12 protein-coding genes are annotated in these 14,033 nt (G+C 71.1%); 7 read left to right on the top strand and 5 right to left on the bottom strand.

Going from position 1 to position 14,033, the window contains the following annotated elements; translation table 11 throughout:
- Nucleotides 1-3: 3 nt before the first annotated feature.
- The 3 genes from ABD297_RS10950 to ABD297_RS10940 all read right to left on the bottom strand — a co-directional run bounded on the left by ABD297_RS10950 (nt 4) and on the right by ABD297_RS10940 (nt 2,706).
- Nucleotides 4-1,209 carry an SPFH domain-containing protein gene (locus tag ABD297_RS10950; protein WP_344254967.1) on the bottom strand — a complete coding sequence of 402 codons (1,206 nt, stop codon included), beginning with the start codon at nt 1,207-1,209 and terminating at the stop codon, nt 4-6.
- A 131-nt stretch (nt 1,210-1,340) separates the two neighbouring features.
- The gene (locus ABD297_RS10945; RefSeq protein ID WP_307723856.1) at nt 1,341-1,790 is read right to left on the bottom strand and encodes an NfeD family protein; all 450 of its coding nucleotides are present in this window, start codon (nt 1,788-1,790) and stop codon (nt 1,341-1,343) included.
- Between the two features lie 130 nt (nt 1,791-1,920).
- The gene (locus tag ABD297_RS10940) at nt 1,921-2,706 is read right to left on the bottom strand and encodes an ABC transporter ATP-binding protein (protein ID WP_344254966.1); all 786 of its coding nucleotides are present in this window, start codon (nt 2,704-2,706) and stop codon (nt 1,921-1,923) included.
- 60 nt (nt 2,707-2,766) lie between these two features.
- Between ABD297_RS10940 and ABD297_RS10935 the strand changes: the two genes are divergently transcribed.
- Complete coding sequence (locus ABD297_RS10935) at nt 2,767-3,531, top strand: hypothetical protein (RefSeq protein WP_344254965.1); 765 nt, start codon at nt 2,767-2,769, stop codon at nt 3,529-3,531.
- Between the two features lies 1 nt (nt 3,532).
- Here the strand turns inward: ABD297_RS10935 and ABD297_RS10930 are convergent, their stop codons facing one another.
- Nucleotides 3,533-3,970 carry a pilus assembly protein CpaE gene (locus ABD297_RS10930; RefSeq protein ID WP_344254964.1) on the bottom strand — a complete coding sequence of 146 codons (438 nt, stop codon included), beginning with the start codon at nt 3,968-3,970 and terminating at the stop codon, nt 3,533-3,535.
- A gap of 55 nt (nt 3,971-4,025) precedes the next feature.
- Here ABD297_RS10930 and ABD297_RS10925 point away from each other — a divergent pair, with 55 nt between their 5' ends.
- Complete coding sequence (locus tag ABD297_RS10925; RefSeq protein WP_344254963.1) at nt 4,026-4,760, top strand: PIG-L deacetylase family protein; 735 nt, start codon at nt 4,026-4,028, stop codon at nt 4,758-4,760.
- A gap of 36 nt (nt 4,761-4,796) precedes the next feature.
- Here ABD297_RS10925 and glgA read toward each other — a convergent pair whose 3' ends face one another.
- Complete coding sequence (gene glgA / locus ABD297_RS10920) at nt 4,797-5,999, bottom strand: glycogen synthase (protein ID WP_344254962.1); 1,203 nt, start codon at nt 5,997-5,999, stop codon at nt 4,797-4,799.
- Nucleotides 6,000-6,101: 102 nt separating this feature from the next.
- Between glgA and glgC the strand changes: the two genes are divergently transcribed.
- The 5 genes from glgC (at nt 6,102) to cphA (ending at nt 13,498) form a co-directional block, all read left to right on the top strand.
- Nucleotides 6,102-7,358, top strand: a complete 1,257-nt coding sequence (gene glgC / locus ABD297_RS10915) for a glucose-1-phosphate adenylyltransferase (RefSeq protein ID WP_344254961.1) — start codon at nt 6,102-6,104, stop codon at nt 7,356-7,358.
- A complete protein-coding gene (locus ABD297_RS10910) occupies nt 7,355-8,239 on the top strand; it encodes an LLM class F420-dependent oxidoreductase (RefSeq protein WP_344254960.1) in 885 nt (294 codons plus the stop codon). The genes glgC and ABD297_RS10910 overlap by 4 nt, the downstream gene beginning before the upstream one ends.
- 96 nt (nt 8,240-8,335) lie before the next feature.
- Nucleotides 8,336-9,583: a phosphoserine phosphatase SerB gene (gene serB, locus ABD297_RS10905; RefSeq protein WP_344254959.1), complete on the top strand. Its 1,248-nt coding sequence runs from the start codon at nt 8,336-8,338 to the stop codon at nt 9,581-9,583.
- Between the two features lie 9 nt (nt 9,584-9,592).
- Nucleotides 9,593-10,513 (top strand): cyanophycinase, encoded by a 921-nt coding sequence (locus ABD297_RS10900; RefSeq protein ID WP_344254958.1) that lies wholly within the window; start codon nt 9,593-9,595, stop codon nt 10,511-10,513.
- Nucleotides 10,514-10,606: 93 nt separating this feature from the next.
- Nucleotides 10,607-13,498 (top strand): cyanophycin synthetase, encoded by a 2,892-nt coding sequence (cphA, locus tag ABD297_RS10895; RefSeq protein ID WP_344254957.1) that lies wholly within the window; start codon nt 10,607-10,609, stop codon nt 13,496-13,498.
- Nucleotides 13,499-14,033: the final 535 nt, after the last annotated feature.

The raw sequence follows: 14,033 nt of genomic DNA, 5'->3' as shown, positions 1-14,033 counted from the left end.
CCGTCAGCGCTGGGTCGCTGCCCCCGGCGGCACGTCGGGCAGGTCCTCCGGCTCGGCCACCGCGGGGATCTCCGGCGTCACGGACGCGGGGAGCTCGGGCGGAGCCGGCGGTGCGGCGACCGGCGGGGGCGGCACGTCGCCGCTCGTCGCGAACGATGTGTGCTGGCGACCCGCGGGTGCCGTGTGCTCTGTGGACTCGGCACTCGCGGCCGCGGCCTGCCCGCGCGCCTCGGCCAACGCCTTGGCCGGGTCCTCCAGCAGTGTCTCGGCGAAGGCGTCGTCGGTCGCGTCGCCCGTGTCGACCCACTGGTCGTCGTCACTGCCAACGGTCGGCCCCTGCTCGCTGCCGCCCAGGGCGTTGCCGATCCCCTTGAGGGCGTCGGTGAGCTCCGAGGGGATGATCCACATCTTGTTGGAGTCGCCGCGCGCGAGCTGCGGGAGCACCTGCAGGTACTGGTAGGCGAGCAGCTTCTGGGTCGGCTTGCCGCGGTGGATCGCCGCGAAGACCTGCTGGATCGCCCGGGCCTGGCCCTGTGCCTCGAGGATGCGGGCCTGGGCCGAACCCTCGGCCCGCAGGATCTGGCTCTGCTTCTCACCCTCGGCGGTGAGGATCGCCGACTGCTTGAATCCCTCGGCCGTGAGGATGGCGGCGCGGCGGTCGCGCTCGGCGCGCATCTGCTTCTCCATCGTCTCCTGCACCGAGTGGGGCGGGTCGATCGCCTTGAGCTCGACGCGGTTGACCCGGATGCCCCAGTTGCCCGTGGCCTCGTCGAGGACGCCGCGCAGCTGGCCGTTGATCTGGTCGCGGCTCGTCAGGGCCTGCTCCAGGTCGAGCGAGCCGATGACGTTGCGCAGAGTGGTGACGGTCAGCTGCTCGATGCCCTGGATGAAGTTCGCGATCTCGTAGACCGCGGCCTTCGCGTCGGTGACCGAGTAGTAGATGACGGTGTCGATGTTGACGACGAGGTTGTCGCTGGTGATGACGGGCTGCGGCGGGAACGTGACCACCTGCTCACGCAGGTCGATGTTGGCGCGCACCTTGTCCACGAACGGGATGAGGAAGTGGATGCCCGCCGTCAGGGTCTTGTTGTAGCCGCCGAGCCGTTCGACGATCTGGGCCGTCTGCTGCGGCACGATGCGCACGGTGCGCACGACGACGACAAGTGCGACTATCACGATGAGTATCGGAATGATGTAAACCGGGTCCACGACCTTCTCGACCTTCTCCCTGTGTGGTCCGTGCTCCCCCGAGGAAGCACGGTTGGTGCGAGCCGACCGGTCGGTCTGCTCGGTGGTTCAGTGGTGCGGCTGGGGCGTTCGGAGGTGTCTGCGCGGCGGCGTCAGGCCCCCACGACGTGCGCGCGGCTCACGATGGCGGTGGCACCGTCGATGGAGTCGACGACGACCTCCTCACCGGGCTCGATGTCGTCACCGAGAGTCCGGGCCGACCAGGTCTCGCCGGCGAGCTTGACCCGGCCCCCGGCCGGGTTCACGCGCTCGATGGCGACGGCGGAGCGGCCGACGTGGGCCGCGGCACCCATGAGCTGCTGGGGCGTGCTCGCCGCAAGTCGCTTCTTGAGCCAGGGGCGGACGATCGCGAGCAGCGCGACAGCCACGAGGGCCGCGACGACCGCTTGAACGGCGGGAGGCGCGCCGAAGGCTGCGGCGACGGAGGCCCCGACCGCACCGCCGGCGAGCATGAGGAAGGTGAAGTCGACGGTGACCGTCTCGATGGCCACCAGCACGAGGGCCACCCCCAGCCAGACCATCCAGGCGTGCCCCTCGAACACGTGCCCCACCCTGCCTTCGTCCGAGTCGGCCATGGACGCCGACGTCCCGTGCGTCACACCAGTGACGTTCTCGATTCTGCCTCAGTTCCCTCCGTCGACCTACGGATCGAGCGGTGGAGGCAGGTTGCGATCAGGACTCGGCCCGGGCCGACCAGCGCTCGCCGTGCTGCTCGAGCACGAGCGGGAGGCCGAAGGTCCTGCTGAGGTTGTCGGCCGTCAGCGTGATCGGGATCGGCCCGGCCGCGACGACCTTGCCATCGCGGATCATCAGGACGTCGGTGAACGAGGGCGGGATCTCCTCGACGTGGTGCGTCACGAGCACCATGGCCGGAGCCTCGGTGTCGGCGGCGAGGTCGCCGAGCCGTCGAACGAGGTCCTCGCGACCACCGAGATCGAGGCCGGCCGCCGGCTCGTCGAGCAGCATCAGCTCGGGGTCGGTCATGAGCGCCCGCGCGATCTGGACGCGCTTGCGCTCGCCCTCGCTCAGGGTTCCGTAGGTGCGGTCGGCGAGGTGGTCGGCGCCGAGGGCCTTGAGCAGCTCCATGGCGCGCACGTAGTCGACGTGGTCGTAGGTCTCGCGCCAGCGGCCGATGATGCCGTAGGACGCGGTGACCACGACGTTGCCGACGAGCTCGTCGGCGGGGATCCGCTCGGCCATCGAGGAGCTGGCCAGCCCGATGCGGGGCCTCAGCTCGAAGACGTCGACCGCGCCCAGCACCTCGCCCAAGATGCCTGCGACGCCCGAGGTCGGGTGCATGCGGGCAGCGGCGATCTGCAGCAGCGTCGTCTTGCCGGCGCCGTTGGCGCCGAGCACGACCCAGCGCTCGCCCTCCTCCACCTCCCACGTGACGTCGTCGAGGAGCGTCGAGGCACCGCGGCGAACGGTGACTCCGGCGAAGGCGAGGACGTCGCTCATGGCTCGACCCTATGGCAAGGCACATCGGGCCGCCGACACGGCGCACCCTAGGATGACGAGGTGTCCGAGCTGCCCGCGTCCGTGCGCCTGGCGCTGTGGACCACCGCGTCCTGGCGCGGCGACCTCGGGACGAGGGACGCCCTCGGTCGCGCCTTCCCGGACCTCGACCACGTCGCAGGGGACCTCGCCCGGCTCGACGTGTGGCGCGACCTCGGCGAGCGCGCCCTCTTCGTGGCGCTCCCCCGACCCGGCGACCTCAGCCGTATGCCGCGTGGCTCGGCCGCCGCGACCGCCCACGCCGCGGACGCCGGCGAGTGCGTCTTCGTGGCCGGCATCGGCGGGGTGCTCGTGCCGACACTCTCCGAGTTCGGACCGGACGGTGACGTCGGTGTGCGCGCGGACTGGACCGCCTACGAGGCGGACCCGATGCCGCGGCACCGGATGGAGATGCTCGACCTCCGCGACATCGAGCGAGAGCTCATGACCCGCCTTCGCGAGCACACAGTGCGCTTCGAGGAGGTGGGTGGCCACCCGTGGGGCGACGAGGCACGGGCCGAGGCCAGGTCGGACCTCGACACCGGTCTCTGGGGCATCCCCGGCGCGACGTCCGGTCGGGCGCTCCGGCTCATGTCGCTGGCGGCGAACCTCTCACGCGTCGCGCACCGGAACGCGAGCAGCACCTCGCTCGGCTCCGGGGGCCTCGACGCCGCCACCACGGCGACGCGGACCAGGCTCCTGAGGGACCTCGCCGCAGACGCGGACACCGCTCTCGCGGACGCCACCAACGTGGCCGTCATGACCCTCGCAGGCTGGCGTCCCGCCTGACTCAGTCACCCACCTCGCCCGGCGCGCTCTGAGACCCGGAGGCCTCGAGCCGGGCGAGCAGCGCTCGGGCGTAAGCCCGCTCGGCGTCGATGTCGGCGTGGCGCTCGACCGCGCCGTCGAGCCCACGGCACGACACGGCATACCCACCCTCGAGCGACTCGAGCGACACGAAGGCCTCACCGAGGAGGTCACGCAACTGGTCCTCGCGGGGCAGCCACACCACCTTCTCCTGCTCGACGCTGTCGAGGGCCCACTCGGTCGTGCCGTTGAAGCCGATGACGTCGCCGGTGGCGAAGTGGTGGACGTCGACGGTGATCTCGCTGATGACGAAGACGTCGTGCTCCATGCCGGAGACGGGCACGACGAAACGGTCGCCCGACACGGGCTTCCAGCGGAGTCCCGCGTCGGAGAGCCGGCGGGCGAGCTCGAGCGTCAGCATGCTCCCCATCGTCACATCCGCCCCCGCGATCGCCAAGCAACCCTAGATTTGGTCCATGACGGAGCGACCCGAGCTGATGCCCCTCGACGAGAGCACCTTCGAGACCGTCCTGTGCGTCGTCGCCCATCCCGACGACCTCGAGTACGGCACGGCCGCGGCCGTCGACCGGTGGGTGCGTGCCGGAAAGACCGTGACCTACCTGCTGGCCACCCGCGGTGAGGCCGGCATCGACACGGTCCCGCCGGCACAGGCCGGCCCGTTGCGCGAGCAGGAGGAGCGCGCCGGCGCGGCGGAGGTCGGCGTCGACGTCGTGGAGTTCCTCGACGGGTTCACCGACGGCGTCGTGGAGTACGGCCTGCCGCTGCGCCGCGCCATCGCCCGTGAGATCCGGGTGCGCAGACCCGACCTCGTCGTGACGACGACGTATGCCGACCACTTCCCGGGCGGCATGGTCAACCAGGCGGACCACCGGGCCGTGGGGCTCGCCGTCGTCGACGCCAAGGCCGACGCGGGCAACCGCTGGATCTTCCCCGACCTGATCGACGAGGGGCACGAACCGTGGCAGACCTCCCGGCTGCTCATGGTCGCCGACCCCGAGCCCACCCACTTCGTCGACGTCTCGGACCACTTCGACGCCGCGGTGGCCTCGCTCTCGGCGCACGACGCCTACCTGTCGGCACTGGGGCCCGACTACCCGAAGCCGGCAGACCTGCTGGGCATGATCCTCGGCGGGGCGGCCGAGGTGGTCGGAGTGCCCTACTCGCTGACCGGCCGGCTCGTCGGCGGCTGACCCGCGGCCGGCCTGCAGCCCGCCTGCATCCCAGCCTCAGCGACCCAGGACGGACCGGTAGACCTCGAGGGTGCGGTCACCGATCGACGCCCACGAGAAGGAGTCGACGGCGCGCTGCCGTCCGGCGCGGCCGAACGCGTGGGCCCGGTCGACGTCGGAGACCGCCTCGGTGAGGGCGGCGGCGAGGTCGGCGACGAACCGGTCCGGGTCGACCGGCGTCCCCGTGCCGTCCTGGACCTGCTCGATGGGCACGAGCCAGCCGGTCTCGCCGTCGACGACGACCTCCGGGATGCCGCCGGTGGCGGTGGCGACGACCGCGAGCTCGCACGCCATGGCCTCGAGGTTGACGATGCCGAGCGGCTCGTAGACCGAGGGGCAGGCGAACACCGTGCCGTGGCTGAGGAGCGCGACGACCTCGTTGCGGGGCAGCATGTCGGGGATCCACACGACCCCCTCACGCTGGGCGCGCAGGTCGTTCATGAGCCCCTCGACCTCGGCGAGGATCTCGGGGGTGTCCGGGGCGCCGGCACAGAGCACGAGCTGGACGTCGGGCGGCAGCTGCGCGCAGGCGCGCAGCAGGTACGGCAGGCCCTTCTGGCGCGTGATGCGCCCGACGAACACGACCGAGCGCTTCTCCGGGTCGACCCCGTGCTTGCGCACGACCGCCTCGGCCTCGGCCGAACGGTCGGCCTGCCACAGCTGCGAGTCGATCCCGTTGTGCACCACGTGAACCCGCGCCGGGTCGAGCGTCGGGTAGCTCTTGAGGATGTCCTCGCGCATGCCCGCACTGACCGCGACGACGGCAGCCGCCGACTCGTACGCGGTGCGCTCGGCCCACGACGAGACGCGGTAGCCCCCACCGAGCTGCTCGGCCTTCCACGGCCGCATCGGCTCGAGCGAGTGGGCCGTCACGACGTGCGGCATGCCGCCGAGGAGCGAGGCCAGGTGGCCGGCCATGTTGGCGTACCACGTGTGCGAGTGCACGAGGTCGGCGCCGACGCAGTCGCCGGCCATGCTGACGTCGACCCCGAGGGTCTGCATCGCCGCGTTGCCGTCCGCGAGCTCGGTCAGGTCGGCGTACGCCGTCGTGCCCGCCTCGTCGCGAGGCGCGCCGAAGCAGCGCACCTGGACGTCGATGTCGCCACGTGAGCGCAACGCGCGCACGAGCTCTGCCACGTGAACACCCGCGCCTCCGTAGATGGCCGGCGGGTACTCCTTGCTGAGGATGTCGACGCGCACGTTCCGACCCTAGTGCGGAGGCGATCCCGAGGCGCGGAAAGCTCCGTCCATCTTGCGTGCTGAACCTGTCGGGTGGCCGACCGCTGCCCTAGGGTGGCGTCCATGGCCCGACGAAGCCCAGCAGCTGGTCCGAAAGTCCTCGCGATCGTGCTCGCGGGCGGTGAGGGCAAACGGCTGATGCCGCTCACCGCCGACCGGGCAAAACCCGCCGTCCCGTTCGCCGGCATCTACCGGCTCATCGACCTGGCGCTCTCCAACGTCGTCAACTCCGGCTACCTCAAGGTCGTCGTGCTGACGCAGTACAAGTCGCACAGCCTCGACGCGCACGTCACCAAGACGTGGCGCATGTCGACGCTGCTCGGCAACTACGTCACCACGGTCCCGGCGCAGCAGCGCGTCGACAAGAACTGGTACCTCGGCAGCGCCGACGCGATCTACCAGAGCCTCAACCTGATCCACGACGAGCGACCCGACATCGTCGTCGTCGTGGGCGCCGACCACGTCTACCGCATGGACTTCAGCGCCATGGTCGACCAGCACATCGAGTCCGGGGCGGCGTGCACGGTCGCCGCCATCCGCCAGCCGATCTCCCTCGCCAACCAGTTCGGCGTCATCGAGGTCGACGACTCCGACCCCTCCAAGATCGCGGCGTTCCTCGAGAAGCCGAGCGACCCCAAGGGCCTGCCCGACAACCCCGACGAGGTCCTCGCGTCGATGGGCAACTACGTCTTCACGGCGTCGGCGCTCGAGGAGGCCGTGACGACCGACCGCGAGACGGACTCGAACCACGACATGGGCGGCGACATCGTGCCGTACTTCGTTGGTCGCGGTGAGGCCGGTGTCTACGACTTCAAGGACAACGACGTCCCCGGCGCGACCGAGCGCGACCGCGGCTACTGGCGCGACGTGGGCACGATCGAGTCCTACTACGACGCCCACATGGACCTCATCTCGATCCACCCCGTCTTCAACCTCTACAACTACGAATGGCCGATCTACACCCAGCACAGCCCCTATCCGCCGGCGAAGTTCGTGCACGGCAGCGGCGACCGCATCGGTGAGGCGCTCAACTCGGCCGTCTCCCCCGGCGTCGTCGTGTCGGGCGCGCACATCTACGCCTCGGTGCTCTCACCGCTGGTCCACGTGCACTCCTACGCCAGCATCCAGGGCTCCGTGCTGCTCGACGGCGTCGAGGTGGGTCGGCACGCGCAGATCCGTCGGGCCATCATCGACAAGAACGTCGTGATCCCCGAGGGCTGCCAGATCGGCATCGACCACGAGCACGACCGGGCGCGCGGCTTCCACGTCACCGAGACCGGCATCGTCGTGGTCGGCAAGGGCCAGGTCGTCACCCGGTGAGCTCCGGCACCGTCGAGGGGCTCGCCGCACCGACGAGCGCCCACGGCCCGCGCCCGGCGAGGGTCGGCATCCAGGTCCCTCCGCAGCACGCGACGTGGGCGCAGATCCGCCGCACCGCAAGCACGCTCGAGGAAATGGGCGTCGACGTCCTGCTCAACTGGGACCACTTCTTCCCGCTGAGCGGCGACAGCGGCGGGATGCACTTCGAGTGCTGGACCATGCTCGGCGCGTGGGCCGAGTCGACCGAGTCGGTCGAGATCGGCGCGCTCGTCACGTGCAACAGCTACCGCAACCCGAACCTGCTCGCCGACATGGCACGCACCGTCGACCACATGAGCGGCGGGCGCCTGGTCCTCGGCATCGGCTCGGGCTGGAAGCAGCTCGACTACGACGAGTACGGCTACGACTTCGGCACCGCCGGCGGGCGCCTCGACGACCTCGCTCGCGACCTGCCGGTCATCCGTGACCGCTGGACCCGCCTCAACCCGGCACCCACGCGCGACATCCCGATCCTCATCGGCGGTGGCGGCGAGAAGAAGACGCTGCGGATCGTCGCGGAGCACGCCGACATCTGGCACGGCTTCGGCGGCCCGGAGGAGATCGCCCACAAGCACCGCGTCCTCGACTCCTGGTGCGCGCGCCGTGGGCGGGACCCGCTCGAGATCGAGCGGTCCGCCGGCGTCGCGTTCGTGCCGGGTCGCAACCCCGACCAGTCGGGCGACTACGCCGGCAACGCGCAACAGCTCCACGACATCGGCACGCGCCTGTTCACGGCCAGCGTCGCTGCAGCCGAGCCGGACCTGGCACGGGTGCGTGACCTGCTGCAGTGGCGCGACGAGGTCAACGCGGCCCGCGCCACGCCCGAGGCCAGCACCGCCTGACCCGACGTCGCGTGGCGACGGTCACCTTCCGGCATACGACCGGTCGTATGCCGGAAGGTGACGCCGTAACGCGCGCGGCCTCACTAGCCTGACCCGGTGACCGAAGCGAACAGCACGGACGGAACGGACATCCAGACCCTCAGCGTGACCGTGACGGGGGACGACCGGCCCGGCGTCACCGGCACGCTCCTCGGAGCACTGTCCGGCTTCGACGCGGAGGTGCTCGACATCCAGCAGGTCGTGGTCAACCGTCACCTGACCCTCACCGTCCTGCTGCGGCCCGGCACGCACGTCGACCAGCTGCGCGACGCCGCAGCCGTGGCCGCGCACCGCCTCGGGCTCGACCTCACCGTCGTCGAGGGCACCGGCGTCAACGCGCGCTCGCGTCAGGGCCGCGCTGCCGTGGTCGTGCTGGGCGCGCCGCTGCGCACCGACGCCGTCTCGCTCGTCACCTCACGCATCGCCGACCACGGCGCCAACATCGACCGCATTCGTCGTCTCTCGCGCTACCCCGTCACGACCGTCGAGTTCGACATCTCCGGGGCCGACGTGGCCTCCCTGCGCACCGAGCTCGCCCTCGTGGCGACGTCGGAGGGCATCGACATCGCGGTGGCACCCGGTGGCCTCGCGCGGCGCGGCCGGCGCCTCGTCGTCCTCGACGTCGACTCGACCCTCATCCAGCAGGAGGTGATCGAGCTCCTCGCCTCGCACTGCGGCCGGGAGGCCGAGGTCGCCGAGGTCACCGCCCGCGCGATGGCGGGTGAGCTCGACTTCGAGGAGTCCCTGCGCGCCCGGGTCGAGACGCTCGCGGGCCTGCCCGCCTCCGTGCTCGACGAGGTGCGCGAGGCGGTCCAGCTCACCCCGGGTGCCCGGACGCTGGTGCGCACCCTGAAACGACTCGGCTTCACCGTGGGGCTCGTCAGCGGCGGCTTCATCGAGATCGTCGGTGAGCTGGCCGACGACCTGGGCATCGACCACGCGCGTGCCAACCGGCTCGAGATCGTCGACGGGCACCTGACCGGCCGCGTGATCGGCGAGGTCGTCGACCGGGCCGGCAAGGCCCGCGCCCTGCGGGAGTTCGCCGAGGAGGAGGGCCTGCCGCTCAGCCGGACCGTCGCGATCGGCGACGGCGCGAACGACCTCGACATGCTCGACGTCGCTGGCCTCGGGGTCGCCTTCAACGCCAAGCCGGTCGTGCAGGAGCAGGCCCAGACCGCGGTCAACGTGCCCTATCTCGACTCGGTGCTCTACCTGCTCGGCATCTCCCGCGAGGAGATCGAGGAAGCCGATCTCGACGACGGCACGCCGACCCAGGCTCCGCCGGTCCCCCACGCCGGTCACTAGGCTGGCGCGATGCAGTCCGTCGCTCCATCGTCCGAACCCACGAACCGAAGCGGCGTCCGCCGCACGTTGCTCATCATCGGCGGTGCAGAGGACCGGATCGGGCGCTCGGTCGTGCTCAAGCGCTTCATCAAGCTCGCCGGTGGACGACGCTCGCACATCGTCGTCATCCCCACGGCCTCGTCGTATGCCGGCGAGGTGTCCGAGGCCTACCGTGACGTCTTCACCCGCCTGCGGGGCGGTGACGTCTCCGTCGTCCACCCCGAGACCCGCCGCGACTCCAACGACCCGGCCATGGTCGAGGCGCTCGACACCGCGACCGGCGTCTTCCTCACGGGCGGCAGCCAGGTCAAGCTGGCCCAGAACATCGTCGGCACCCCGGTGGGCGCCGCCATCGTCCGCGCCTACGAGCGCGGCGCGGTCATCGCCGGCACGTCGGCGGGCGCGTCGATCATGAGCCGGTTCATGATCTCGCTCGGCGAGGAGGGCCTGACGCCCAAGCAGCGCGCGAGCCAGATCTCCGCCGGGCTCGGACTCGTCGAGGACGTCATCATCGACCAGCACTTCGACCAGCGCGGCCGCTACGGCCGCCTCATGTCGATGGTGGCCGCGTCGCCGAACCTGCTCGGCATGGGCATCGACGAGAACACCGCCGCAGAGATCCGCGACGGCAAGGTCATGTCGGTCATCGGCGCCGGGTCGATCTTCCTCGTCAACGCCCGCAACGCGATCACCGACGCCCCCGATGCCCGTCGCGGGGCACCGCTGCTCGTTTCGGGCGCGGTCGTGCACTCGCTGCCCACGGGCAGTACGTTCGACCTGGACCACGTCGAGCTGACCGCCTTCGTCGAACGCCACCCGGACATCGAGGGCGCCGTCGTGCCCGCCAAGGTCCGAGCGGCGCGCTCGGCGACGAGCAGCGCCGCTCACTGAGTCCCGCACACCCCCGTCCGCAACGCACAGCACCAACCGTCGACGGAGTGTGCCGCACGGCACGTCCCGCACGACCCCTGTAGGAGGAGCTCCATGGCCGTCGAGGTACCCACCCCCACAGGACCGGCCCGCCCGGACCTGAAGATCCTCGAGACCCGGATCTACCGCGGACCCAACGTCTGGTCCTACCAGCAGGCCGTCCACCTCGTCATCGACCTCGGCAGCCTGGAGGAGTACCCCACCGTCTCGCTCCCCGGCTTCACCGACCAACTCATTGAGCTCGTCCCCGGCCTCGAGCGCCACACGTGCTCCCTCGGCCGCCGCGGCGGCTTCATCGAGCGCCTCCACGAGGGCACCTGGCTCGGGCACGTCGCCGAGCACGTGGCGCTGCAGCTGCAGACCCTCGCGGGTCACGACTCCCGGCGCGGCAAGACCCGCGCTGTCAAGGGCAAGCCCGGTCACTACAACGTCGTCTACAGCTACACGGACGAGACGGTGGGTGTCGCCGCGGGCAAGCTCGCCGTGCGTCTCATCAACCACCTCGTCGACGCGGAGGACGGCTTCGACTTCGAGACCGAGTTCAACGCCTTCCTGCGCCAGGCCGAGCGCGTCGCCTTCGGTCCGTCGACCGCCGCCATCCTCGAGGAGGCGGCCTCGCGCGACATCCCGTACATCCGTCTCAACGCAGCCTCGCTCGTCCAGCTGGGGCAGGGCGTGCACGCGCAGCGCATCCGCGCCACGATGACCTCGAAGACCGGCGCCCTCGCCGTCGACATCGCGAGCGACAAGGACCTCACCACCAAGCTGCTCGGCTCCGCCGGTCTGCCCGTGCCCAAGCAGGAGTCGGCCCGCACCGTGCGCGGCACGGTCGAGGCCGCGCGCCGGATCGGCTTCCCGGTCGTCGTCAAGCCGCTCGACGGCAACCACGGCCGCGGCGTCTGCCTCAACCTCCAGAGCGAGGAGGAGGTCACCAAGGCCTTCGAGATCGCCAAGGGCGAGTCGCGGCGGGGCACCATCATCGTCGAGTCGTTCGTCACCGGTCGCGACTACCGCTGCCTCATCGTCGGGGGCCGCATGCAGGCCATCGCCGAGCGCGTGCCGGCGCACGTCGTCGGTGACGGGACGCACACCGTGGGCGAGCTCGTCGAGATCACCAACGCCGACCCGCGCCGCGGAGTCGGCCACGAGAAGGTCCTCACCAAGATCAAGGTCGACGCCAACGCGCTCGAGATCCTGGCAGGCCAGGGCCACACGCTCGAGTCGGTCCCGCCCGAGGGCGAGATGGTCAAGCTGGCGCTGACCGGCAACATGTCGACGGGCGGCATCTCCATCGACCGGACCTTCGACGCCCACCCCGACAACGTCGAGATCGCCGAGGAGGCCGCGCGCATCGTCGGCCTCGACGTCGCCGGCATCGACTTCATCTGCCCCGACATCACCTATCCCGTGCGTGAGACCGGCGGCGCGATCTGCGAGGTCAACGCCGCACCGGGCTTCCGCATGCACACGCACCCGACCGTCGGCGAGCCGCAGTTCATCGCCAAGCCGGTCGTCGACCTGCTCTTCCCGCCCGGCGCCCAGTCGCGCGTGCCGATCGTCGCCGTCACCGGCACCAACGGCAAGACCACGACGTCGCGCATGATCGCCCACATCTTCAAGGGGCTCGGGCGCAAGGTCGGCATGACCTCGACCGACGGCGTCGTCATCGACGAGCGCCTCGTGATCAAGGCCGACGCCTCGGGCCCGCGCTCGGCGCGCATGGTGCTCCAGAACCCGCGCGTCGACTTCGCCGTCATGGAGGTGGCGCGCGGCGGCATCCTGCGCGAGGGGCTCGGCTACGACCGCAACGACATCGCCGTCGTCACCAACGTCGCACCGGATCACCTGGGGCTCAAGGGGATCGACACGCTCCGCCAGCTCGCCGACGTCAAGGCCGTCATCGTCGAGGCCGTGCCCCGGGACGGTTTCGCCGTGCTCAACGCCGACGACGTCAACGTGCGGAACATGCGCCGGCGCTGCTCCGGTGGGATCGTCTGGTTCAGCATGTCCGAGCCCGGCAGCGAGGTGCGCGAGTTCGTCGACGACTACTGCCGTCGCGGAGGACGGGCGGTCGTGCTCGAGCCCAGCGAGCGCGGCGAGATGATCGTCATCAAGCACGGTCGCCGCAGCATGCAGCTCGCCTGGACTCACCTGCTCCCCTCGACGTTCGGTGGCGCCGCCCGCTTCAACGTCGCCAACGCGCTCGCTGCCGCCGGTGCGGCGTTCGCGGCCGGCGCGCCGCTGCACGACATCCGCCAGGGGCTCCGCACCTTCGCCACGACCTACTACCTCTCCCCCGGGCGCCTCAACCTGGTCCAGGTGGGCAACGCCGACGTCTTCGTGGACTACTGCCACAACGCAGCCGGCATGAAGGAGCTCGGCGCCTTCGTCGACCGCTACGCGGCCCAGAAGGAGGGCCAGTCCGACCTCGGCCGCACCTCCCGCATCGGCATGATCGGCGCTGCCGGCGACCGCCGCGACGACGACATGCGCGAGCTCGGCGCCGTGGCCGCACAGCACTTCGACGTCATCGTGGTGCGCGAGGACGAGCGGCTCCGGGGTCGCAAGCCGGGCGAGACGGCCGCACTCGTGGCCGAGGGAGCCCACGCGGCGATGAAGGACGGCGCGCGCTGCCGTCAGGTCGAGGTGGTGCTCGACGAGCTCGAGGCCGCCCGGCACGTGCTCGCCCGGACCAACCCCGGCGACCTCGTCGTCATGTGCGTGGACCAGCACGCCCTGGTCGTGGCCGAGCTCGAGGAGCGCACCAAGCACGCCCAGGCCGGTGCCCGCATCGGCACGCCGGCAGCGGCCACGAGCGACCCTGACCTCGACCCGAGCACGCTCACCGAGACGGCTGAGGCCGAGGGTGAGGAGGCCGAGGGCGAGGCGCTCGGGTCCGTGCCGCCGGAGGCGCACCCCGAGCCCGCGGACGACACCGCCGTCTGAGACTTGCCTCCGGCACGCGAGGTGGGTGCAGCCGCGCCGAGGCGTGACTGCACCCACCACTCGTAGCCACGGCACACGCCACCCGGCGGGAACCGGGCCGCGGCCGCTGAACGCCGCGGACGGCATACGCAACCCGCCAACTCAGCCCCGGCGAAACTCGCGCGCCCCGACCCCAGCGCACCAACGCGCCAACTCAGCCCCGGCGAAACTCGCGCGCCCAGGCCCCCAGTGCGCCAGCGCGCCAACTCAGCCCGGGCGAAACCCGCGCGCATCACAGCTCCACGCAGCCCGCCAACTCAGCCCCGGCGAAACCCAACCCGCCAACTCAGCCTCGGCGCACCTCGCGCGCCATCACCACGCCACGCAACCCGCCAACTCAGCCCCGGCGAAACTCGCGCGCCCAGGCCCTGAACCGCTCCGGGATTGATGGAGGCTCCCAACCCGCGAAAGGGTGGAGTCATGCCAGCACCGAGGAAGTACCCGGACGAGCTGCGTGAGCGCGCGATCCGGCTCGTCATGGACCTGGTCGAGGAGC

The organism is Terrabacter carboxydivorans, from assembly GCF_039532035.1.
Taxonomy (GTDB): Bacteria; Actinomycetota; Actinomycetes; order Actinomycetales; family Dermatophilaceae; genus Terrabacter; species Terrabacter carboxydivorans.
Note: the sequence above shows the minus strand (reverse complement) of the source record. Positions and strands in the feature narration are given on the sequence as shown.